Below are 23,667 nucleotides of genomic sequence, written 5' to 3' on the forward strand. Positions count from 1 at the left end.
GTCCTTTACGTTCGTACCAGCTAACGCGCCATCACTCGAAAAGTTTTCAGGCGCCGGTCGATTGCTCGCGCACTTCGATCTGTCCGTCGTCTTCCCCTACCTCCAGGCGACCGTTGCTCGCGCTGCGGGGCACAACCTGCGTGCGTGCGTGCGGCGATTAAAATAGGCCTTTGCGACAGGGCAGTCCTACCAGCATGGAAGGTGCTTCGAGGTCTGAAGCGCACGACATTCCATTTTCGCAACGTCGCCGATCAGGCACGGTCAGCTGCGCGCGATGTCTCCACGCCAGCCGTTGAAATCCGTGGGCTCTAACCGCGTGATGGTGCGTTCCAAGCCTTGAACCCGATCGTTCAAAGGCTTCGCATCGACCTGGAGGCGCTCAAGAAAAAAGCCTCGCCCGAAGGCGAGGCTGACCGTGATAAAATCTTGGGAGGCAGTATTATGGCGGCTTACCGCGTCTTGGTTGCGTCAAGCTTGTGGAACCCATCTGCTCTTCAACGGTTATGACCCTGTTCAACCAACAGGGGAATCCCAATGAAGACCGCTTCCGTAATCGCCGCCACCGTCTGCATGATGCTTTCGCTTAGCGCTTGCGCCAACACAATCCGTGGCATGGGGAAAGATACCGCAAACACTGTGAATGCGACGCAGAGCGCCGGCCATCGCGTCGGCAATGCGGCGGCTCACTAAGCGATCAGCAGCTGCCATCGAGCCGCCCTCAGCGACGGATATGGTGGCACGAGGAAGGCGCACGTTCCATGAAGGTGACCTTGTGCCAGCCGGCATCACCATTCGTTTTGACCCCAGATGACGGCACGTGTCGTAGCACTCCAAGCGAAATTATCGTACCGAGCGCCGTCTGCCGGCGGTAAACGGCGTCAATTCAAACCTGCCATTGGCAGCCCCTTGAGCGAGACGAGTTCATTCGTTCTCGTTGCTGCGCGTTCAAGCCCTCTGTCCCAGGAAGGCGCGTAAACATCCGCCAGATGTCGAAACCCTACTGTCCAGCGATGGGCGAGGAACCCCATACCAATTTTCCACCTGCGCGCTACATTTTGCCCATCGAAGAATGGGGGATTCCATGGTCAATCAAAACGTTGGGATTGGGCGTCAAGAGGTTGGAAGCGTCGGTGGGAGCGAGCGTGAGGTGAATGGCATTTCCGAGCGTTCCGCAAGCGCGCTCTTGGAAATCCTCACCGCAGTCAGACGGGGTGATTTCTCTGTTCGAATGCCCTCGGATCTGACGGGTGTGACGGGCAAGGTTGCCGACGCACTCAACGACATCATTGCAGCCAATCAGCGAATGTCTCAGCAACTCGACCATGTCGGCCAGGTCGTGGGTCGGGAAGGGCAGACGAGCACGCGGGTCCGATTTGGTCTCTCGGACGGATCGTGGTCGGACATGGAAGGATCGATCAATCAGCTGATCGGAGACCTTCTCTGGCCGACGACGGCGGTCACCCGAACGATCACCGCCGTCGCCAAAGGCGACCTTTTGCGGACGGTGCCGCTTGATGTCGACGGCCGACCGCTGAAAGGGGAATTCTTGCGCTCTGCTGACATCGTCAACACGATGATCAAGCAGCTTAGCGTCTTCACCTCGGAAGTCACCCGTGTTGCGCGCGAAGTCGGCACGGACGGCAAGCTTGGTGGACAGGCCCAAGTGCCGGAGGTGACCGGTGTCTGGAAGGATCTGACCGAAAGTGTCAATTCCATGGCCTCGAACTTGACCGCTCAGGTGCGAAACATTGCCGACGTTACAATCGCGGTGGCCAACGGCGACCTTTCCAAGAAGATTACGGTCGACGTGCGAGGCGAAATCCTGCAACTCAAGGAGGCCATCAACACGATGGTGGACCAACTTCGCTCCTTCGCGTCCGAAGTGACACGCGTTGCCCGTGAGGTGGGAACTGAAGGCAAACTGGGAGGGCAGGCCCTGGTGCCGGGCGTCGCCGGAACATGGAAGGATTTGACGGACTCGGTCAATGCAATGTGCGGGAACCTGACGGCTCAGGTTCGAAATATCGCCCAGGTAACGACCGCCGTGGCGCGTGGCGACCTGTCGCGCAAGATCACGGTTGATGTCTCCGGCGAAATCCTGGAACTGAAGGAGACCATCAATACGATGGTCGATCAGCTGAACGGATTTGCCGGCGAGGTAACGCGCGTCGCGCGCGAAGTGGGTACCGAAGGCCGGCTTGGCGGGCAGGCCCAGGTTCCCGGTGTGGCGGGTACCTGGAAAGATTTGACCGACAACGTCAATTCAATGGCGTCGAACCTGACCGCCCAGGTCCGCAATATCGCTGATGTGTCCACCGCAATTGCCAACGGCGACCTGTCGAAGAAGATCACCGTCACGGTGTCGGGGGAAATCCTTGAGCTGAAGGAAACCATCAACACGATGGTGGACCAGTTGAACGCGTTTGCGTCGGAAGTGACCCGTGTCGCTCGTGAGGTTGGAACGGAAGGCCGGCTTGGCGGGCAAGCCAACGTCACGGGCGTCGCTGGCACCTGGAAGGACTTGACCGAAAACGTCAACTCGATGGCCGGCAACCTGACCGCCCAGGTGCGTAACATCGCTGAAGTTTCCACTGCGATCGCCAGTGGCGATCTGTCGAAGAAGATCACCGTCGACGTCAAGGGCGAGATACTCGAACTGAAGGAGACCATCAACACAATGGTCGATCAGCTCAATGCCTTTGCTTCCGAAGTGACGCGCGTGGCGCGCGAGGTTGGCACGGAAGGACAGCTCGGCGGGCAGGCGAATGTTCGCGGCGTTGCGGGCACGTGGAAAGATTTGACCAACTCGGTCAATTCGATGGCCTCAAACCTTACCGCCCAGGTGCGCAATATTGCCGAGGTCGCGACCGCCGTCGCCCAGGGCGACCTGTCGAAGAAGATCACGGTCACTGTTTCGGGCGAGATCCTCGAGCTGAAGGAAACCATCAACACGATGGTTGACCAGTTGAATGGCTTTGCCGGCGAAGTGACGCGTGTCGCACGCGAGGTCGGTACGGAGGGGCGGCTGGGTGGCCAGGCGAACGTGCTGGGTGTTGCCGGTACGTGGAAGGATTTAACGGACTCGGTCAATTCCATGGCCGGAAACCTCACGGCCCAGGTGCGCAATATTGCGGAGGTCTCAACCGCAATTGCCAATGGTGACCTGTCAAAGAAGATCACTGTTTCGGTTTCGGGCGAAATCCTTGAGCTCAAGGAAACCTTGAACACGATGGTGGACCAGTTGAACCGGTTCGCCTCCGAAGTGACCCGCGTGGCGCGTGAGGTGGGAACGGAGGGCAAACTCGGCGGTCAGGCGCAGGTGCCGGGGGTCGCCGGCACCTGGAAGGATCTCACCGAAAACGTCAACTCCATGGCCTCCAACCTCACCGGCCAGGTGCGCAATATTGCCGAAGTCACGACGGCCGTGGCGCGTGGTGACCTCTCCCGAAAGATCACCGTCGACGTGAAGGGGGAAATCCTCGAACTGAAGAATACCATCAATACGATGGTGGACCAGTTGAACGCCTTTGCCGGCGAAGTGACGCGCGTTGCACGCGAAGTGGGTACCGAAGGCAAGCTAGGCGGTCAGGCGCAAGTGCCAGGTGTCGCCGGCACCTGGAAGGACCTGACCGACAGCGTCAACTCCATGGCCGGCAACCTGACGGCACAGGTGCGCAATATCGCCGAGGTCGCCACCGCGATCGCCAATGGTGACCTGTCGCGCAAGATCACCGTCGACGTGCGCGGAGAAATCCTGCTCCTGAAGGATACCCTCAACACGATGGTCGATCAGCTGCGCTCGTTTGCGGGCGAGGTGACGCGCGTAGCGCGAGAGGTCGGCACCGACGGACGCCTTGGTGGACAGGCCGTCGTTCCGGGTGTCGCTGGCACATGGAAGGACTTGACCGACAACGTCAATCTGCTTGCCGCAAACTTGACAACCCAGGTTCGCAACATCGCGGAAGTGACGACGGCCGTCGCGCGCGGCGACCTCTCCCGAAAGATCACGGTCGATGTGAAGGGTGAAATCCTCGAGCTGAAGAACACCATCAACACCATGGTGGACCAGTTGAACGCTTTTGCCGGCGAAGTGACACGTGTCGCACGCGAAGTTGGCACTGAAGGCAAGCTCGGTGGACAGGCGCAAGTGCCGGGTGTCGCCGGCACCTGGAAGGACCTCACCGATACCGTCAATGTCATGGCCGCAAACCTAACCGAACAGGTGCGCGGCATCGTCAAGGTCGTGACGGCGGTGGCCAACGGCGACCTCAAGCAGAACCTCACCGTCGCCTCCAAGGGCGAAGTCGCCGCTTTGGCCGAGACCATCAACAATATGACCAACACGCTCGCCACCTTCGCCGACCAGGTGACGACCGTGGCGCGTGAAGTCGGCGTCGAAGGCCGACTTGGCGGGCAGGCGAACGTGCCAGGCACGGCCGGCACCTGGAAAGACCTGACCGGCAACGTAAACCTGCTCGCCGCCAACCTGACGACCCAGGTGCGCGCGATTGCGGAAGTCGCGACTGCGGTCACCAAGGGCGACCTGACCCGGTCCATCCAGGTCGAAGCGCGCGGCGAGGTCGCGGAACTGAAAGACAATATCAACACGATGATCGGAAACCTGCGCCTGACGACCGAGCGCAACACAGAACAGGACTGGCTGAAAACCAACCTTGCCCGCTTCACCAACATGCTGCAGGGGCAACGCGACCTGACACTCGTGGGAAAGATGCTGCTTTCGGAGCTTGCTCCGCTTGTCGGAGCCCATCAAGGGGTAATCTATCAGGTCGATGACGGCCCTCAGCGGATGCTTTCCCTGCTGTCGGTCTATGCGCAGGGGATGGAGACTGCCCATCCCACGCGACTTGAGTTCGGTCAGGGCCTTGTCGGCCAGTGCGCCAGCGACGCTCGGCGGATCCTGATCACAGACCTCCCCGTCAATGTCGTCCCGATCAGCTCTGGCGTATTCTCGGCCTTGCCAAGGAGTGCCATAGTCCTGCCGGTCCATTTCGAAGGACAGGTCAAGGCGGTTATCGAACTTGCCTCGGCAGGCAATTTCACGGAACTGCAGATCTCCTTCCTGGACCAGTTGACCACGTCCATCGGCATTGTCCTCAACTCCATTGAAGCAACGATGCAGACCGAAGGCCTGCTCAAGCAGTCGCAGCAGCTTGCAGCGGAGCTTCAGACCCAGCAGCGCGAACTCCAGCAGACCAACGAGCAGCTCGAACAGAAAGCCCAGCAGCTCGAGGAGCGCAATGTCGAGGTCGAGGCGAAGAACCAGGAAATCGAGCAGGCCCGTCGCGCTCTTGAAGAACAGGCCGCCGAGCTCGCGCTGACGTCGAAATACAAGTCTGAATTTCTTGCAAACATGTCGCATGAGCTACGCACGCCGCTCAATTCCATCCTGATCCTCGGTCAACAACTCGGGGAAAATCCGGAAGGAAATCTTTCGGGTAAGCAGGTCGAATTCGCCAAAACGATCCATGGGGCGGGGACGGATCTTCTCAACCTCATCAGCGACATCCTCGACCTGTCCAAGATCGAATCCGGAACCGTATCGGTAGACGCTGAGGAAATCTTCATCAACAACCTGCTTGAAGTGATGGCCCGGCCGTTCAGACACGAGGCGGAGAACCGCGGCCTGACATTCGGCGTGGAAATCGGGGGCGACGTCGCCAGGAGCATCATCACCGATTCCAAACGACTTCAGCAGATTTTGAAGAACCTGTTGTCGAACGCCTTCAAGTTCACGGCTGAGGGCGGGGTCACGCTTCGTGTGAATGCAGTGGCCGGCGGATGGTCTCCGGATCATTCTTCGCTAAGGCACGCGCCGTCCGTCATCGCATTCGAGGTTGCCGACACCGGCATCGGTATTCCTCCGGAAAAGCAGCGCATCATTTTCGAAGCCTTCCAGCAGGCTGACGCGTCAACAAGCCGAAAATATGGGGGCACAGGCCTCGGCCTCGCCATCAGCCGCGAACTCGCAAACCTGCTCGGCGGGGAAATTCAGCTTCGAAGCACTCCGGGCGCGGGCAGCACCTTCGTCCTTTATCTTCCACTGACCTATGTTGGTGCGGGTACCATAGCGCCACAGGAGGTTCCAAAATCGAACAATATCGTGCAACTCGCGGATGCAGCAGCGAGCCGGCGGGCGGACAAGCCGACCGAACATGTCGAAGATGACCGGGATCGCATCGCATCTGGCGACACGGTTCTGCTTGTCGTGGAGGATGATCCCCATTACGCCCGAGTTCTGCAGGACTTGGCGCACGACACCGGCTTCAAGGTTCTGGTGGCGATGCGCGGCGCCGACGCCCTGGCTCTGGCGCAGGAATACAAGCCGGCTGCGATATCCCTTGATATCTTCCTTCCCGACATGCTGGGATGGACGGTGTTGAGCCAGCTCAAACAGAACGCCCAGACCCGCCACATTCCGGTGCAGATCATCAGTCTCGATGAGGATCGCCAACACGGATTGACCCGGGGCGCCTTCGCGTTCATGAGCAAGCCGACAACGCCCGACGGACTAGTCAAGGCTCTATCGCGGCTGCGATCCTATACGGAGCCGAGGCGCAAGCGCCTGCTTTTGGTGGAAGACAACGAGGCTGAGCGGATCAGTGTGATGGCGCTCCTTGGCCATGACGACATAGACATCGCCAGCGTCGGCTCGGGATCGGAGGCTCTTGCCGCGCTTAGGAACGACCCTGCCGATTGTGTCGTCCTCGATTTGACGCTTCCCGATATGTCGGGCTTCGAAGTGCTGGAAAAAATGCGTGACGATACCGACATTGGCGAAATTCCTGTCGTTGTCTTCACGGGCCGCGAACTCTCTCCCGAGGAGGACGCTCGGCTTCACAGCATGGCCCGAAGCGTGGTCGTCAAGGGCGTTGAATCGCCCGAGCGGCTTCTGGATGAAACGGCGCTCTTCCTTCACCGCGTCGTTGCGGACATGCCGGCATCCAAACAGGCCATGCTGGAAGACCTGCATAGTTCCGATGAGGACCTATTTGGTGAAACCGTTTTGCTCGTCGACGATGACGCGCGCAATATCTTTGCGCTCAGTAGCGTGCTTGAGCGCCGTGGCATGAGGGTCCTTACGGCGACTACCGGCAGCGAGGCGATCGAGGTGATCAATGGCGAGCCGTCAGTGGCCATCGTGCTGATGGACATCATGATGCCGGGTATGGATGGTTATGAGACAATGCAGGTCATCCGCGCGGACCCCACTTTCCGGCGACTTCCAATTGTGGCCTTAACGGCAAAGGCAATGAAGGGGGACCGCGAGAAGTGTCTGGAGGCTGGTGCATCGGACTATCTGGCCAAGCCGGTCAATACGGAGCAGCTCCTCTCGGCGCTCCGCATGTGGCTACACCGTTGAGGAGTTCGCCATGAAGTCCGTGAACATCCTTTTGGTGGATGATCAGCCCGCGAAACTACTCAGCTACGAGGTCATCCTCCAGGACCTCGGCGAGAACCTTATTAAGGCGCAATCGGGCCGCGAGGCGCTCGAACATCTGTTGCGATCCGAAATCGCCGTGATCCTGGTCGATGTCTGCATGCCTGAACAGGACGGTTTCGAGCTGGTCAGCATGATCAGGGAACATCCTCGCTATCAAAACACCGCTATCATATTCGTCTCGGCCGTAATGATGGCGGAGCCGGACCGTCTGCGTGGATACGAGGCTGGAGCCGTCGATTATGTGTCGGTTCCAATCGTCCCTGAAGTGCTGCGCGCCAAGGTCCGGGTATTTGCCGATCTCCATCGCAAAACCCGGGAGCTGGAGGGGCTGAATTCCGACCTCGAGGCGCGGGTCCTTCAAAGGACGGCCGAACTCGAAGCATCGTCGGCACAGCTGCGTCAACTCAATGAAGAGCTAGAGCAGCGCATCGAGCAAAAGACCCGCGAGCGGGAAGAAGCCCTCGCGCAGCTTTTTGAAGCCCAGAAGCTTGACACGATTGGACAGTTGACCGGTGGGGTTGCACATGATTTCAACAATCTGCTTATGGCGATCCTCGGCAGCCTGAACTTGTTGAAGAAACGCTTGCCGGACGATGAGCGGAGCGAACGTCTCATCATGAATGCCCTGCAGGCCGCGGAGCGGGGATCGGCTTTGACACAAAGGCTACTGGCGTTCGCCCGGCGCCAGGATCTGAAACCCCAGGCAATCGATTTTGCAAGGCTGTTCGATGACGTCGAAGATCTGTTGGGTAAGGCAGTGGGACCGCGGATCTCCTTTGAAACAAAAATTCCGGCAGGACTTCCGCCGGTCCTGATTGATCGAAATCAGCTTGAGCTTGCTTTGCTCAACCTGTTCGTCAATGCCCGAGATGCCATGGAAGACGGTGGGAGCGTCACAATAGAAGCCGCAGCCGACGAAGACCCACCCGCGACACTTAAAGGCGGCCGGTTTCTGCACATTTCCGTCGTCGATACCGGTGAGGGCATGGACGAGGCGACGCTTGCCCGCGCCGCAGAACCTTTCTTCACAACCAAAGGAATCGGCAAGGGTACCGGGCTCGGCCTATCGATGGTGCATGGACTGGCTGCGCAGTCGGGGGGTGTCCTCCAGATCTTCAGCAGCAAAGGATCAGGAACAACCGTTTCCCTTTGGCTGCCTGTGGCAGAGCAGATCGAGGAGGGTGCCCGGGCGCCTGAAGCCGTTATGTCTGATACGGCCCACTCCACCTTCGCACAGCACAGGGTTCTTGTGGTCGACGACGACATGCTGGTCAGGATGGGCACCGTCGCGATGCTGGAGGACCTGGGTCACGTCACTGTCGAGGCAGCTTCAGCTTCACAGGCAATGCTCGTGCTGGAAAGAGGGGACGGGTGCGATTTAATAGTTACCGATCACGCTATGCCCGGAATGACAGGGGCCGATTTGGCGCGTCGCATTTTTACGTCCTATCCCGGAATCCCGGTCATTCTTGCGTCAGGCTACGCCGATCTTCCAGAGGATTCCGCATATCATGGCATGATACGGATGACCAAACCATTTACCCAAGAACAACTCCAGACGGCGATTGAACGAGCGTTCATGGACAGGGCCGCCGTGGCCTGAAAACTGCATCCTGTCGGGCGAAGACGCCGGCTGCCTGTTGGTACCGCAGGCACCGGCTCCGTTTGCGTGGGTCCGAGAACGCGACTGAACGGGAGGTAGTGGAGACGCTGCCGGAGCAAAACCCTAATTTCGCGCAGGGGAAAAGATGAACACGTCGCTTGCTGTTAGACCGTCGCTGTAATCGAATCCTGCGCATTTCCGCCCGGGCGCAATCTTCGTATTGAAATCGGTCAGCGATAGTTGCGTGCGGGCTAGACGAACGGCAGTTCTAGGGTCCCCACCATGGTTTGAGCGTTGGTTGGCGCAAGAATTCACTCTGGGCCTGGCATCACAGCACCCTTTGCATCGCACCAATCAATTGAAATGCGCAAGCTGACGATGGCAATGGGAATTCGGTCCGGACCGAGAACTGTCACGGCCTGCCGAGCTCCGGGGACGGTAGGAATACCGTCCAGTGCCATGTCGGACAGCGCCCGCCGTGCATAGATGATTGCGCAGGGAAGGTCGGGCAGATCCAACCCTATGTCGCCGTCGAATTCCTCGTCGAGGTCCTGCACCGCGAAGTAATATGTCGTCATCTGGTTCCATCCCTGTCGGTAAACATGAACGCCATTGCCCGATAGTCGTTCCGATCTCGAAGCTGATACCGATCTATGATCCAGCGTTGCCCCGGACCGATCGCGGGTTAAGGGAACCGCGATTGACGAACGGAATTCTGGCCCATGTCCTGCGAAGGAGGCCGCGCCGATGCAAACCCTGCAAATCGCCCTGATCGACCATGTCCATATACGGGTCGCGGACCTTGAAGCGAGCCGCCGTTCTATCGCGCAGCGCTTGTTGCATTGGGGCGAAGCTTCAGTTCGGAGAGCAAGTCACATTTTGCCTGTGAAGAACTGTGGGTGGACAAGGCCAATACCCACGTTTCGCGGTTGCATCTCGCGTTTCGTGCAACAGATATGGCAAGTGTTGTTCGTTTCCATTCGATCGCGCTCGAGGCTGGTGGCAAGGACAACGGAGGTCCAGGCTTTCGGCATTACCATCAAGGATATTTTGCAGCCTTCGTCTTTGATCCTGATGGCAATAACATCGAGGCGGTGTTTCATGGCACCGCAGCCGACATGCCCCTTTAGGAGGAAAAAATCGTATCCAATATGCGATTTTAGCGATCGTTGGCAGGTGATCTCTGCATTGGCGGGTTGGGATCCGGCTGGCGTCGAGTTCATGTTTTCCACGCAAGCAAAGCTGACCACGACGCGCCACCCGATGACCTTCATCCCTTACTAGCGCCCCTTCGACACTACCCTCACGAAAATATCTGCAAGGCGCGGAACCGACCGCGGTGGAGAAAGTTGATATCCGTCACTCAAACGCACGCCCCCAACCCGTACGAGGGTGACAGGTCCTAAAGACCTAAAAGCCCCCGCACGCCCTTGCGGGGGCTTTTGTCATTTCTCTCGCAGATAAACGCTGTTCTACGATGCCGGGTGAACGCCTCGCATGAAATGCTGTCGCGGCCTCGACAAAGACAAGCCGGTGACATGGCCCCAGGACTGTTCGCACCCGGAATCGCGGACGATGGAACAAACAGCTGTGAAGCGGCGTCTTTGTTCGATGCAAGGGTGCGCTAATCGATTGCACCCGCAAGTACGGAGAGACATTATGCCAGCCCAAAAAAACCAAACGGCCTCGCTTATCTCGGGGGGCGCGAAACTCGGCGAGCCCGTGCCGCGTGCCATAATCGATACGAATGTGGGATCGGTCGGCATCCCGCCGCAGCCTGGGTTCAATGCCGAGGAGGAAATCGGAGCCCTGCGCAAGCAATTGGACGCCCTTCGCAAACAGGTCGCGGAGGCCTCCGGAAAGATCAGAGGGGGAGCCCGTCAGGCGGCGCGACAGACTGAAGCCACCGTGAAGCTCTATCCTGTCTCCAGCCTGATGACCGTCGCTGTGCTTGTCGGTGCGGTCGCTTTCGCCATTGCTGGGCTGAGGTCGCCCCCGCCTCGGTCGCGCTACGAGCGCATGCTGGATGATCTTGGCACTTTATACGGCAGGGTACGCCATCGCAGTGGATGAATTTTCCTGATCGTCGGCAAGCATAGTCGCCGGCGCCTAAAATAAAGGGTGACCAAACTCGGTGTCATCCCTGCAAAGCGGCCTTGCCAATTGTCGGCAAGGCCATGCAGTCGATCATGCGTTGTTAAAAACGAAGGCGATATCCCTCGGCACCTCGGTTCATGATAGGCATAATCCTTCCTGGCGAGGGTCGCACCCCCCAGCGAATGACTTCAATCCGCATTCATCAGACCGCGCGCATCAGGTGCAGGCAATCTGTGCGTCAGGCGCTTCAGCTTTCTTACGGCGCCCGTCCGCGAGTGGCGAGAGGGGTTTTGCCTTGTTTTGCCTGCGTTTGAGGGTAGCGGGTCGCGTATGGAATCCAACTGTGGCGGAACCAATCGCTGGTGGCCGCATTCACCGGACGTTGAAGGAGATTGATATGCAGATCATTGGAACGAATGTCGTCGGTCAATCCGACGGCAAAACCACAGTTGAATTCAAAGGCGAAGGCGGCGAGCTCATTTCCGTCGTGCTGGCCTCCGATGGATTGGAGGACGCTGCAGCCGTGCGGCGCGCGAAGGAAATGATGGTTCAGGTTGCGACCTTCAACGTCGCAAACGACGCAGTCGAAGACGCTGGATCGTCAGTCGAAGGGCTTGCAGAAGTTCGCGTTGAAGGGCTGGAAGAAACGTCACCGACAACCGCATCGCCTTCCTCTTCGAATTCGGTGGCTTGAGCGACAAAGTGCTTCAATTGTTTCTTGCCGCTGCGCGAAGGACGGATCTTTCAGGACGATCTGCGCAATGATCGCATGGCGACCGCAGTTCTTCCCTATCGCCGCGCGCTCCGGCCCGAAACTTTAAGGCTGCAGAAGTCACGGAAGCAACGGAACCGTTACGCCTCGTGGAGGTTGATTCGACGCTACGAACAGGAGGTCCCAATGAGCGAAGAACGACGACCGATCCCGCCGTACCCGAAGCAAAAGCAGGAGCCGCCTGGCAAGACAGCTAGGATGGAGCCTATCCCCGACCACGGGGAGCATTCATATGAAGGAAACGGCAGATTGAAGGGCAAGGTGGCTCTCATCACCGGCGCAGATTCCGGAATCGGCAAGGCAGTCGCGATCGCCTTTGCTCGCGAAGGCGCTGATATTCTTATATCGTTTCTTGATGAAATTGACGACGCGGAAGATACCGCTCGATGGGTGAAAGAAGCAGGTCAAAAAGCTATCGTCGCGCCGGGCGATATCACCTCCGAAGGTCATTGCGAGAACCTGGTTCAGCGGGCAATTCGAGAGCTCGGGGCGATCGACATTCTCGTCAATAATGCTGCCTTCCAGCGCACCTACGCGGACATTTCCGAAATTCCGGTGGAAGAGTGGGATAAAACCTTCCGCACAAATATCTATGCACCTTTCTTCCTGTCGAAGGCTGCGATCCCGCACATGCGACCTGGCAGCTCTATCATCAACACAACGTCCATACAGTCGCGTCAACCGTCGCCTCAGCTTCTTGCTTACGCGTCGACGAAAGGCGCTATCTCCAATTTTACGGCAGGACTTGCAGAAATGGTCGCCGAGAAAGGCATCCGCGTGAATGCGGTAGCGCCAGGTCCCATTTGGACGCCTCTTATACCCTCGACCATGACCGCAGAAAAGGCCGCGAAGTTCGGACAGCAGACATTGATCGGGCGAGCCGGGCAACCGGCGGAGCTCGCCGGCGCCTATGTATTACTGGCGTCCGATCTCGGAAGCTTCATGACCGGCGCCATCGTTCCTGTCACCGGCGGCGAGATCATGATCTAAGATTTGGGGCAGCTAGGTCGTAGACTCATAAGCGCGCAGCCCCAGCCGCATTGAGGCGAGTTTGACCATAGCAAGCAAGTTTGCGGCGAGGTTGCGTAGCGCGTGGCAACCCGGCGGAAGTGGTTCAGTTGGAGAAGAACCGCTCGATTAGATTGGGCTCGCGGTAGAGCCGTTTTGCTGGAGCGGGGTTTTCACTTCCGATTGGATTTCGCTGGGATGTTCGGCGCGCGGTCGGTGGCTGGACGAAACTGACCGTTGCCCTCCGCCCGGAATGTGAGGAGCGCGTCGATGTCGATCCTAGCGATGACAGCGAGCCGCTGGTACTTGTAATCCGTTCAGAATCCGCTGATCTCGCCAGGAAAGCCGCTCTGCTCCTCAATCACAGTCTGGCGGAGAACTCAGCGAACAAGCACCTCGCTAGGACGAATTCGCGCCATCAGTTTTATGGGTTCGCGACCTTGCTTTGGACACCGGTTCGCCGCCGCTCTAAGGATGGAGGTCGCTTGTACGAAAACACCGCTGCATCCAGTCCGAGCCGGGAACGTTGTCTTCACTTTTCGTCCTGCTGGCGGCTCGCGTCGACCGAAAGGGTAGAACCGACCCGCTACCACGTGCGGAAAAACGTGGGATTGACTATGTCCGGTCAAGCCAACTCGTAGAATCCGAGCACTATCAAACGAGCACATAAGCGCCAGCAGGTGCTGGATCCGCGGCAATGCCGCTGCTCCTGCGTCTTGGCCCACTATCATCGGCTTTTCCAGCCGAACTGCCCCCATCCCGCGAGGTCGGGGGCGAGAAGGTCGTCGTCAGCTTCCCATAGCTTGCGGATGTGCACCGACCCCTCCGCGTGACATCATCAATGAGGTCGAAACCGCCCGGCACTGTCCCGCGTTCAATACCAGCTGAGGCGTCGATGCACACAGCTGCCAGAAGACTTCCCGATCTTCTACTTGTTCATCTCTGTTGCCATCTGCAAATGATGCTCGAGCGCGGGCCTGGTCTTTGCTGCCCAAGCCTTCAGTTCGGCATCGTCACCCTCGTCGCCGTATCGTTTGAAAAGATCGACCGCATCCTCGTGCACGTCCTCCTGGTCCGAATGATACTTCTTGGTAAAATCATCGCCTTGCAGCTTCTTGAGGTCATCGAGCATGCTTTGCTGAGAGGAGCTCATGGCAGCTGGAATGGTCGCCTTGACCTTGCCGCCCGACACGAATGCCTTCAATTCTTCAGACGTCTTGGTGTGGTCGGTGATCATCTGCTGGGCAAAGGTTTTCGTCGCGGGGTCCGAAGAACGCTCCAGCGCAAGCTTGCTCGATTCGATCTCGAATATGTCGCTTGTAGCTGCTTCGGTGACGAAATCCTCTGTCTTGGGTGCAACACCCATCACCGAGTTGACACCGGTCTTTTCGGCGGCAGACTGCGCTAGAGCAGGGGAGGTAAGCATGACGGCGAGGCTCGCGAGAACATAGGTAGTTTTCATGAGGGAACTCCATTGGCCGGTGGTGGAGCCTGTTGAACTTCCTGGTGACGACTTCGTTCCGGAGTGATGCGATTTTTGATCGCTAGACCCCAAAGGCCCCTCATAAATCCAAAAGCGACATGTGGAGTTGCTTTATTAAGGTGAGGGCATGGAACGAGGATTTCACGTCCACGTTTTTGACATGTGGCAGATGCTTGCTAGACAGGACGAACAGGGTCACGATTTCAGCGGGCAATTGCCGTGACTTCGTGAGGAGTGGCGAAAGGCGCCTTCTACAACCGGCCGTCCGCGGCCCTCGGAGCTGACCTCATCCCGCGAGATGGATCATCCGTATAGGTGACGAGAGGAACCAATTGCCCATACCGGTGTTACGGCCTTGATCGTTCGTAAAGATTTCAACGGCCTGTGAATCATTCGGGCGGCCACCGCGTCACAATTCAGCTTCAACACAGTAGGGAGAATTCTCATGGAAGACGCAGGTATCGGCTGGATCGCCGCAATCATTATCGGCGGCATTGCAGGATGGCTCGCCGAAATGTTCATGAAGAGCAATATGGGCGTTTTGATGAACATCCTGCTCGGAATTGTCGGCGCTATCGTCGCCAATTTCCTCCTGTCTCTTTTCGGGGTCGTCCTCGGCGGGTGGCTGGGCTATCTCGTCGCTGGTTTTATCGGGGCCTGCATTCTTATCGCGCTTGTACGCATGGTTAGGCGAACGGCTTGATCGAGGAATCGGATCGGCGTTTTTGCGGGACCGGAATGGACCGATCGGGTCGTCGGCGAGTCCGCACGGTCTGGCGGCAGAAATGCGATGGCGTGGAGTGCTACTTGGCGGTCTGTCGCTCCTTACGTGATTGATGATCCTCAACGTGTTGGTCTGGGCGACGACTTTGAAAGGAGACATTGGTCGTGCCCGGGATCCGCTGCTTTTCGAGTTAAAGGCAGCCGCGCTCAGCCGAACGGTTGCCGCGATGGCGACGAGGAGGATAAGCGCCATGGATCAGCAGCCACTCTCTTCATTGCCTCCGCTGCGCGGAAGAAACCCGGGTCCAGTGTTGCACGGAGAAGAGAATGCGTTGCGATGTTGATGAAAACTGATCACGAGACAAAGTGGGAACCCGCTCTCCAGTCCTTCCACCCGGTAGCTGTACGGTAGCGGACAAAATGCATGACGGAGGAACTCGGCGGGCCCAACGTCGTTCTAGACCTGTTGTGGCTTATTTGCACGCCGACTACAGATAACCAGCCATGCCTGGCAGACCTTAAATGCAAGACAACCATCATCAGATAACCAAGTGCAGGCGCTCGGGCAATCCAGAGACGGATCTTCGCCCGATGACGATCATAGAGACTCACATAGGCCGGCAGGTTGTTGGGTCCGCAAACTCGATCGACCATCCGTCCTCGAACACCATTGGCTGGCGTGCAGTCGGTAGCTGGCAGAGCTGGCATTTGCCATAGTCGTTGTCGCTTCTTCGTTGCCCGAACCGCTTTGGTTTCTAGCAAGCACTCGGGCTCGATTGCCGCCCAGTGGGCACGATTTCCCTTTCCCCCAAGGTCAGCCAGATGTCCTCAAGACCGAAAAACCCAAAGATTGGATTTGATAGCGGCCCCGCCGGAGGCTGGGGGTCGGCGAAGTCTGTTGGCGAAATCATATTGCGCGAACACATTCCGCTGACCGGACCCTCTCTGCTTTCCCACCAGAACAAGCCAGACGGATATATGTGCGTCAGCTGTGCCTGGGCCAAGCCGGCAAAAACGCACCCATTGGAGTTTTGTGAAAATGGCGCAAAAGCAACGGCGTGGGAAATCACAAAACGTCGTGCCGACGAGGCGTTCTTTGCAAACCACACGCTGACGGAACTTGCGAATTGGCTGGACCATGACCTGGAAGAACAGGGCCGTTTGACCCACCCCATGCGCTGGGATCCTCTATCCGACAAATACCTCCCCGTCAGTTGGAAGGCTGCCTTCGACGAGATCGGGCGCGAACTGCGACAGGTCGCTCCAGAGCAGGCTGAGTTTTATACTTCAGGGCGTGCATCACTCGAAACGTCCTATATGTATCAGCTATTTGCCCGCATCTTCGGCACCAATAACCTCCCAGATTCGTCGAACATGTGCCATGAGAGCACTTCCGTTGGCCTCCCGGAAAGCATCGGAGCGACCGTCGGCACTGCGATCCTTTCGGATTTTCAAAACTGCGACTGCATTTTCTACATCGCGCAGAACGTGTCGACGTCGTCGCCGCGAATGCTTCATGATCTACAGGATGCCGTCGATCGTGGCGTCAAGATTGTTACCTTCAACCTCCTGAAAGAGCCGGGCCTAGAGCGTTTCGTCAATCCGCAGGCACCGGGAGAAATGTTGAGCGGGAAGGAGACGCAGATCTCCAGCGAATATTATCAGGTGCGGAACGGCGGAGACGTCGCTGCGCTTTTTGGCGTATGCAAAGCATTGATCGAGGCCGATGACGCCAAAAACGAACTGCATGTCAGCAAGGTCTCAGGAGCCGACGCGGAGCCGAGAAGCGATAGCGCTGCAGCGGTTGCGTTTGCCGCCTCCGTTGGAGCTGTCGATAAGAAGCATGTGCTTGATCACGATTTCATCGCCGAGCACACCGCCGGTTTCCAAGAGTTTGCGGCCGTGGCACGCAAACATACGTGGCAGGAGCTGGAGAGAGTTTCCGGCCTGAGCCGCGAGCAGATGACACAGGCCGCGCGCACCTACGCCGACGCGAATGCGGTTCTGCTTGTCTACGGTATGGGACTGACCCAGCAGCTAATGGGTGTCGACAACGTTCACATGGTGGCTAACCTTGCGCTCTTGCGGGGCAATATCGGCAAACCAGGGGCCAATATCTGTGCCGTGCGTGGTCACTCCAATGTTCAGGGACAAAGAACTGTTGGTATTACCGAAAAACCCGCCCTCGTTCCCCTCGACAAGCTTGCGGAACTCTACAAATTCGAACCGCCGAGGTGGGAGGGGCATTCCACGGTCGACACCTGCCGGTCCATCCTATCGGGCCAGACACGTGCTTTCCTAAGCCTCGGCGGCAATTTCATTCGCGCGATCCCGGAAACGGCTGCTATGGAGGCGGCCTGGCCGAAGCTGCGCCTCACTGTCCAGATCGCAACGAAGCTCAACCGCAGTCACCTTATTCACGGGGAAATCGCCTATCTCCTGCCATGCCTCGGCCGCCTGGAGATCGACCGGCAGGCTAGCGGGCCGCAGGCGGTCTCGATCGAAAGCTCGGTTGCCCATTTCCATGGCTCCCGGGGCAGAGTGGAGCCTGCAAGTCCCCATCTTCTTTCCGAGCCGGCGATTATTGCGGGAATGGCCAAAGCGACATTAACCAAAGGGCAGGTGCCATGGGATGCTTGGGTTGCGGACTACTCGCTTATCAGGGCGGCAATCGAGGAGACCTATCCCGAGACCTTTAAGGATTTTAACACACGTCTTTTTCAGCCGGGCGGACTGACCCGGCCGGTTCCGGCGCGCGAGCGCAAATGGGTAACGGCCAATCAAAAGGCAAACTTCATCACTCCGCCTCGACTGTTTCCCGACTTTGGCGAGGCGGCGGCTCGTCCCGACGTGCTCAATCTCGCAAGTCTGCGCTCGAATGATCAGTTCAACACGACGATCTATGGTTACAGCGACCGTTTCAGGGGCGTCGACGGTACGAGGCATGTCCTCTTCGTCAACCGGGATGACATTGCCGCGCTCGGGTTCGCTGCCGGTGACCTGGTCGACGTAATCACGGCGATCGACGGTCAAACCGACCGCAATGTGCGAGGCTTCCGCCTCGTCGCCTACAATATTCCGAGGGGCTGCTGCGCAGCATATTATCCGGAGGTGAACCGGCTCTTTCCTTTGAGCCATCATGACCCGAAAGCCAAGACACCATCCTACAAGCTCTTGCCGGTCCGGTTCCGTCGATCCGATCAATTGTCCGTAGAGTGAGGCCTCGTGTTCCGGTGCTCGATTGTGAAGGTCCTGCTCGTGTCGCTTGGTCTCATGTCAGCCGTAGCGATCGGCTATTTCAGGGAGCCGCGAGTTTACCGGACCGATCCTCCGGTATCTGCCGCGCTTGACCAGTTCCGGCTGATGCCAAACCGCATCAGCGGGGCCCCCACGGAGGTATATTTTGCGCTTGGCCAGTCCTACGAAAGAACCGGTTATGATCTCAGCCAGGGCAAGCGGCTATATTCCTGGTTCGGCTGTTCGGCCTGCCACGGTGACGGGCGGGGCGGGACCGGCCCATCTTTCATTGATGGCTGGTGGTATTACGGGCCATCCATGGTGTCGATCGTCGCCTCGATCAGAGATGGGCGACCTCACGGAATGCCCGCCTTCAAGGACAGGATGACCAGTGACGAGATCTGGCAGTTGGCCGGCTACGTCAAGTCACTCGGCGCTTACTCGACGAGCGTGGTGGCACCAAGTCGCAATGATGATAAAACTGATCGACCGGCCGAAAATCGCGGTCCGGCGTCGATACTCTTCGACGAAGGACCAAATCCTATCCATGCGGAACAGGGGCCATCGCCCTGATGAGAAACTGCCTGGCCATATCGCTTTTGTCCGTGCTTGCGGGATGCACTGGTCCTCAGTCGGCACTTGATACCCATGGCACGTCAGCCGGCGCGTTGAAGGATTTGATCATCCTTGTCGTCGTCGTATGTACGGCTGTCTGGCTGCTTGTTGTCGCTTTCCTGGCCTGGTCGCTGTTGCATGGGAGAAACCGGCCGATTATCGAGCATGATCGATCGGAGCGGAACATAACGAGGATCGTCAGCGCCGCGGTGACAGGAACCGTCTTGGTCATAAGCGCACTGACCGTGGCAAGTTTTTACACGACCCGGGCGCTCTACAACAGCTTAGATGCAGCTGTCACCGTCCGGGTGAAGGCGCAGCAATGGTGGTGGCAGTTCATCTACGAATATCCGGATGGAACGCAAATCTTTCAGACCGCAAACGAACTCCACATCCCGGTTGGTCAGAATGTGCGCCTGCAACTGGAATCGATCGACGTCATCCATTCATTTTGGGTCCCGAGCCTTGCCGGCAAACTCGACATGATCCCGGGCCGGTTGAACACCCTGACGCTGAACGCAAAGAACCCCGGCATTTATCGAGGGCAGTGTGCCGAGTTTTGTGGGCTCCAGCACAGCCATATGGCGTTTCTGGTGGTGGCACAGGAGGAGCGGGACTATCGAAGTTGGCAGTTCGCGCAACACCAGAGCGCGATTGAGCCTTCTGATCCCGAGGCAGCCCTTGGAAAGACAGCATTCATGAGCAAGCCTTGCGCGGCCTGCCATACCATCCGCGGAACAATGGCAGGTGGGACCTCGGGCCCGGATCTGACGCATGTCGGCAGCCGCGCAACAATTGCAGCAGGACTTTTTGATCGGACCCGCGGCTCGCTGGCGGCCTGGATTGCCGATCCTCAGACCTTGAAGCCTGGCAACAATATGCCGCTGATACCGCTGACGAGCGACGAGCTCCGGCAGATCTCAGCCTATATGGAAGGCCTGAAATGACCATGGATCGACAGGCGCACCGGCCCATCGATAGCGATTTTGACGATGGAGAGATCGAGCGGCGGCTGGCAGTCACCTGGTGCGCGCGATCGGGGTTCTGGGGTGGCGTCGCCACCGTCGATCACAAGACGATTGCGCAACGCTACGTCTCCACAGCTTTCATCTTTCTCGTCCTCGGCGGCGTGCTCGCGCTGGCGATGCGCCTGCAGCTTTCCCAGCCGGAAGCACGTTTCATCAGTGCCGATCGCTACAATCAGATTTTCACAATGCACGGCACAAACATGATGTTCCTGTTTGCGGTGCCGGTCATGGAAGCAATGGCTGTCTATCTCGTGCCGCTGATGGTGGGAACACGCAACATCGCATTCCCGCGTCTCAATGCGTTCTCCTACTGGATTTACCTGTTCGGCGGCATCCTTCTCTGGCTGGCCTTCGCGCTAGATACCGCTCCGGATGTGGGCTGGTTCGCCTATGTCCCCCTTGCCGGACCGCAATACGGCCCAGGCAAGCGGACTGATCTCTGGGCCCAGATGATCACGTTTACGGAGGTCGCAGCCCTCGCCGTAGCAGTGGAAGTTGTTGTGACCGTCTTCAAGCAAAGGGCACCCGGCATGTCACTCGACCGTATCCCCGTGCTTGTGTGGGCGATGTTGGTCATGTCGTTCCTTGTCATCCTGGCAATGCCAGCGATCATGTTTGGTAGCTCGACGCTGATCCTCGACCGGCTGGTCGGCACCCAATTTTATAACCCGGCGAAAGGTGGTGACGCGCTTTTGTGGCAGCACTTGTTCTGGTTTTTTGGCCACCCGGAGGTTTACATCATCTTCCTGCCTGCCGTAGGCATGGTGTCAACCATCTTGCCAACATTTGTCGGGCGCCCGCTTTTCGGCTATTTGTGGCTGGTGATGGCGCTGATCACAACCGGCGTGCTCTCCTTCGGACTGTGGGTCCATCACATGTTTGTGGTCGGCCTTCCCCGCGTAGGCGAGAGCTTCTTCACCGCATCCAGCATGTCGATCGCCGTGCCGGCCGGCATCCAGATTTTTTGTTGGCTGGCGACACTTTGGTCCGGGCGGCCGGTGTTCAAGACGCCACTTCTCTTCGTACTCGGATTTATCGTCACTTTTGTGATGGGAGGCTTAACCGGGGTTATGGTCGCATCGGTCCCCTTCGATACACAGGTTCACGATACCTATTTCGTTGTTGCGCATTTTCACTATGTCCTGATCGGCGGGGCAGTCTTTCCATTGGTCGGCGCGATCTATTATTGGTTTCCCAAAATGACCGGGCGAATGATGAGCGAGCGGCTCGGACAACTGGCGTTCTGGCTGATTTTCGTAGGCTTTCACCTGACGTTCTTTCCAATGCACATTCTAGGCCTGTGGGGCATGCCACGCAGGATCTATACCTACCAGCCGGAATTGCCGTGGAGTGGCTTGAACCTGTTTGTCAGCTTGAGTTCGATCATATTGGCATTGGGCTTTGTGGTCTTCTTCATTGATGCCCTGCGCAGTTTTCGGTCTGGACCGGCGGCCGGACCGAACCCCTGGGGTGCCTCGACACTCGAATGGGCGACAGCCTCACCCCCGCCATCATACAACTTCAGGCGCATCCCGGTCGTTCGCTCGCGAAATCCGCTGTCGGACGATGTTAAGGATCTTTCGACCGCTGCAGGCTTGCGCACGGATCGCCGGGAGCTTTTGGTGACAAGTGTCGTCGAAGCCTTACCTGAGGCGAGGGAATCCTCACCACGGGACTCGGTCTGGCCATTCTGGTCGGCGATCGCTACCACGATCATGCTGATCTGGTCGATTTTCTCGCCCTGGGCCGTGATCTGGGGATCTATTCCAGTCGCTATCGCCTTGATCGGCTGGTTCTGGCCGAAGGGCACGCCGGAGGACGAATCGTGAAAGACCGCGTCGTTCTGGACGTAGCCGCCCTGCCGCTTCATGGCAGAGGCTCCAAAAGCCCAACCTGGTGGGCGACCTTGGCCTTCATGTTGATCGAGGGCAGCGGATTTGGCCTGGCGATTGCTGTCTACTTCTATCTGATGAGCCTGGCGCCCGCATGGCCAATCGAGGCTCCCCCGCCCGACTTGTGGGCCGGCACCTGGCTGACCGCAGTCCTCGTTGCCAGCGCTATTCCCAACATTCTTGTCTCCAGATGGGCACGTCAGAAAGACCTTCGCAAGGTCCGGCTCGGGCTTGTCGTCATGACGGTCTGCGGTGTCATTCCCATGGCATTTCGCGCTTTCGAGTTTGCGGCTCTGCACATCAATTGGGACGCAAATGCATATGGCTCGATTGTCTGGACCCTTCTCGGGCTCCACACCACGCATATCCTGACCGACCTGGTGGAAACGCTCGTTTTGACCGCCCTGATGTTTTCCCGTCATGCCGACAACCCCAGGCGTTTCGGGGATGTCGAGGACAATGCCCTTTATTGGCATTTTGTGATCATCACATGGTTGCCGCTCTACATCTGCATCTATTGGGTCCCACGCTTATGAGCTTTCTGCTTGGACGATATGCCGGCCTAGTGCTGCCGCCGACAGCCTGGGCAATCAACACGCAATTGGGGCAGATCCTGCCCTACGCGGATTGCAACGGTGGTGTATCCTGGACGTTGATCGGAGCATTCGCCGCCGCTGCGATCGCCGCTGCCGGGGTCCTTTTCTGCTACAATGCGTTAACCGCCCAGCCGTCTCGAACCGGGTCGTTTGTCGGCAAGCTTTCGCTCCTATTCGGCCTGGCGGTTTCTTTCGCGCTCATTCTGCAGGTTGCGGCGACAATCTTGGTGAACCCATGCGCACGCTGATAGCTTTGCTGCTCTTGCTCCTCCGTGTCGGGCCGGCCGCCGCTCATGGCGGGGAACCTCATGCCGGGCTTGATTGGACGATCGATCCGTGGATCGTCACGCCAATCCTCATCATTGCCGTTCTGCACGGTGCCGGCACGCTTCGACTGTGGCAACGACGCAAGCGGTTCAGCGCTCGCTTGATCGCTTCGGTCGGCCTGTTCTGGTTGGGCGTGGCGGTGATGGTGATCGCCCTTGTCTCACCTTTGCACGAACTCGGCGAGCATATGTTTACGATGCACATGATCGAGCATGAACTGGTCATGATCGTGGCGGCGCCGCTTCTTGCGTTGGCACGCCCGGTCGGCCTGCTTCTTTGGGGTCTGCCGAAAAAAGCGAGGCATCAAGTTGCGGCTGCGATAAGGCACCGTGCCGCACGTGTGGCTTGGGGTGTTGTTTCGCTTCCCCTTGTGGCGACGCTTTTGCACGGTCTGGCAATTTGGGTCTGGCACGCGCCGACCCTCTTCGACGCGAGCGTGACGGACGTCCTGTTGCACAGGCTCCAACACCTAAGCTTTTTCCTGACGGGTCTCCTCTTCTGGTGGGCGATTACCTGGCGTTGCGACTACGGGACCGCTGCCTGGCATCTTTTCGTAACAATGATTCATACTGGCGTTCTCGGAGCCTTGATCACGCTCGCACCAAACGTCATCTTCCCGGACCAAACCCGCTATTCCGATCAATGGGGCCTGACACCGCTGGAAGACCAGCAAATGGCTGGTCTCATCATGTGGGTACCGGGCGGGGTCATTTATGCGGCCGCAGCACTCTGTTCCGTGGCTACCTGGATCCTTTCCTCCAGCCAGGGAGGCAGGCGTGCCGACCGCTTCCACACTGTCTAAACCTGTCCTTGGCTTCATGCTA

At 58.2% G+C, this 23,667-nt stretch carries 17 protein-coding genes and 1 pseudogene; 15 read left to right on the forward strand and 3 right to left on the reverse strand.

Features of this window, described 5'->3' with window-relative positions; genetic code table 11:
• Positions 1 to 534 precede the first annotated feature (534 nt).
• The 3 genes from ACR9ZQ_RS02965 to ACR9ZQ_RS02975 all read left to right on the forward strand — a co-directional run bounded on the left by ACR9ZQ_RS02965 (position 535) and on the right by ACR9ZQ_RS02975 (position 9,065).
• A complete protein-coding gene (locus ACR9ZQ_RS02965; RefSeq protein WP_025668328.1) occupies positions 535 to 690 on the forward strand; it encodes an entericidin domain-containing protein in 156 nt (51 codons plus the stop codon).
• A 538-nt stretch (positions 691 to 1,228) separates the two neighbouring features.
• The gene (locus tag ACR9ZQ_RS02970; protein ID WP_481427271.1) at positions 1,229 to 7,381 is read left to right on the forward strand and encodes a HAMP domain-containing protein; all 6,153 of its coding nucleotides are present in this window, start codon (positions 1,229 to 1,231) and stop codon (positions 7,379 to 7,381) included.
• A gap of 10 nt (positions 7,382 to 7,391) precedes the next feature.
• Positions 7,392 to 9,065: a response regulator gene (locus ACR9ZQ_RS02975; protein ID WP_481426819.1), complete on the forward strand. Its 1,674-nt coding sequence runs from the start codon at positions 7,392 to 7,394 to the stop codon at positions 9,063 to 9,065.
• A 311-nt stretch (positions 9,066 to 9,376) separates the two neighbouring features.
• On the opposite strand, the gene ACR9ZQ_RS02980 is transcribed toward ACR9ZQ_RS02975, so the two are convergent.
• On the reverse strand, positions 9,377 to 9,643 hold the full coding sequence (locus tag ACR9ZQ_RS02980) for a DUF6894 family protein (RefSeq protein ID WP_481426820.1): 267 nt from the start codon (positions 9,641 to 9,643) through the stop codon (positions 9,377 to 9,379).
• A 321-nt stretch (positions 9,644 to 9,964) separates the two neighbouring features.
• Here ACR9ZQ_RS02980 and ACR9ZQ_RS02985 point away from each other — a divergent pair, with 321 nt between their 5' ends.
• The 4 genes from ACR9ZQ_RS02985 (at position 9,965) to ACR9ZQ_RS03000 (ending at position 12,924) form a co-directional block, all read left to right on the forward strand.
• Positions 9,965 to 10,195, forward strand: a complete 231-nt coding sequence (locus ACR9ZQ_RS02985; protein WP_405049734.1) for a VOC family protein — start codon at positions 9,965 to 9,967, stop codon at positions 10,193 to 10,195.
• A 529-nt stretch (positions 10,196 to 10,724) separates the two neighbouring features.
• Positions 10,725 to 11,138: a hypothetical protein gene (locus ACR9ZQ_RS02990; RefSeq protein WP_481426821.1), complete on the forward strand. Its 414-nt coding sequence runs from the start codon at positions 10,725 to 10,727 to the stop codon at positions 11,136 to 11,138.
• A gap of 421 nt (positions 11,139 to 11,559) precedes the next feature.
• On the forward strand, positions 11,560 to 11,856 hold the full coding sequence (locus ACR9ZQ_RS02995; RefSeq protein WP_481426822.1) for a hypothetical protein: 297 nt from the start codon (positions 11,560 to 11,562) through the stop codon (positions 11,854 to 11,856).
• A 204-nt stretch (positions 11,857 to 12,060) separates the two neighbouring features.
• A complete protein-coding gene (locus tag ACR9ZQ_RS03000; RefSeq protein WP_481426823.1) occupies positions 12,061 to 12,924 on the forward strand; it encodes an SDR family oxidoreductase in 864 nt (287 codons plus the stop codon).
• A gap of 12 nt (positions 12,925 to 12,936) precedes the next feature.
• Here ACR9ZQ_RS03000 and ACR9ZQ_RS03005 read toward each other — a convergent pair.
• A pseudogene (locus ACR9ZQ_RS03005) lies at positions 12,937 to 13,148 on the reverse strand (IS5/IS1182 family transposase); the annotation flags it as partial.
• A 722-nt stretch (positions 13,149 to 13,870) separates the two neighbouring features.
• The gene (locus tag ACR9ZQ_RS03010) at positions 13,871 to 14,404 is read right to left on the reverse strand and encodes a DUF4142 domain-containing protein (protein ID WP_310384654.1); all 534 of its coding nucleotides are present in this window, start codon (positions 14,402 to 14,404) and stop codon (positions 13,871 to 13,873) included.
• A gap of 466 nt (positions 14,405 to 14,870) precedes the next feature.
• Between ACR9ZQ_RS03010 and ACR9ZQ_RS03015 the strand changes: the two genes are divergently transcribed.
• The 8 genes from ACR9ZQ_RS03015 (at position 14,871) to ACR9ZQ_RS03050 (ending at position 23,645) form a co-directional block, all read left to right on the forward strand.
• The gene (locus ACR9ZQ_RS03015) at positions 14,871 to 15,128 is read left to right on the forward strand and encodes a GlsB/YeaQ/YmgE family stress response membrane protein (protein WP_310384652.1); all 258 of its coding nucleotides are present in this window, start codon (positions 14,871 to 14,873) and stop codon (positions 15,126 to 15,128) included.
• An 842-nt stretch (positions 15,129 to 15,970) separates the two neighbouring features.
• Positions 15,971 to 18,367, forward strand: a complete 2,397-nt coding sequence (locus ACR9ZQ_RS03020) for an FdhF/YdeP family oxidoreductase (protein ID WP_481426824.1) — start codon at positions 15,971 to 15,973, stop codon at positions 18,365 to 18,367.
• Positions 18,368 to 18,421: 54 nt separating this feature from the next.
• Complete coding sequence (locus ACR9ZQ_RS03025) at positions 18,422 to 18,958, forward strand: c-type cytochrome (RefSeq protein ID WP_310384745.1); 537 nt, start codon at positions 18,422 to 18,424, stop codon at positions 18,956 to 18,958.
• Entirely contained in the window at positions 18,958 to 19,947 is a 990-nt protein-coding gene (coxB, locus tag ACR9ZQ_RS03030) for a cytochrome c oxidase subunit II (protein ID WP_310384650.1), read from the forward strand. The genes ACR9ZQ_RS03025 and coxB overlap by 1 nt, the downstream gene beginning before the upstream one ends.
• Positions 19,944 to 21,857, forward strand: coding sequence for a cytochrome c oxidase subunit I (gene ctaD, locus ACR9ZQ_RS03035; RefSeq protein ID WP_481426825.1), 1,914 nt, complete (start codon positions 19,944 to 19,946; stop codon positions 21,855 to 21,857). The genes coxB and ctaD overlap by 4 nt, the downstream gene beginning before the upstream one ends.
• Positions 21,854 to 22,456, forward strand: coding sequence for a cytochrome c oxidase subunit 3 (locus ACR9ZQ_RS03040; protein WP_310384646.1), 603 nt, complete (start codon positions 21,854 to 21,856; stop codon positions 22,454 to 22,456). The genes ctaD and ACR9ZQ_RS03040 overlap by 4 nt, the downstream gene beginning before the upstream one ends.
• Positions 22,453 to 22,764 (forward strand): hypothetical protein, encoded by a 312-nt coding sequence (locus ACR9ZQ_RS03045; RefSeq protein ID WP_310384644.1) that lies wholly within the window; start codon positions 22,453 to 22,455, stop codon positions 22,762 to 22,764. The genes ACR9ZQ_RS03040 and ACR9ZQ_RS03045 overlap by 4 nt, the downstream gene beginning before the upstream one ends.
• The gene (locus ACR9ZQ_RS03050) at positions 22,752 to 23,645 is read left to right on the forward strand and encodes a cytochrome c oxidase assembly protein (RefSeq protein ID WP_481426826.1); all 894 of its coding nucleotides are present in this window, start codon (positions 22,752 to 22,754) and stop codon (positions 23,643 to 23,645) included. The genes ACR9ZQ_RS03045 and ACR9ZQ_RS03050 overlap by 13 nt, the downstream gene beginning before the upstream one ends.
• The last annotated feature ends 22 nt before the right edge of the window (positions 23,646 to 23,667 follow it).

The sequence above is a fragment of the Rhizobium sp. KNZ14-9A genome (assembly GCF_056755015.1).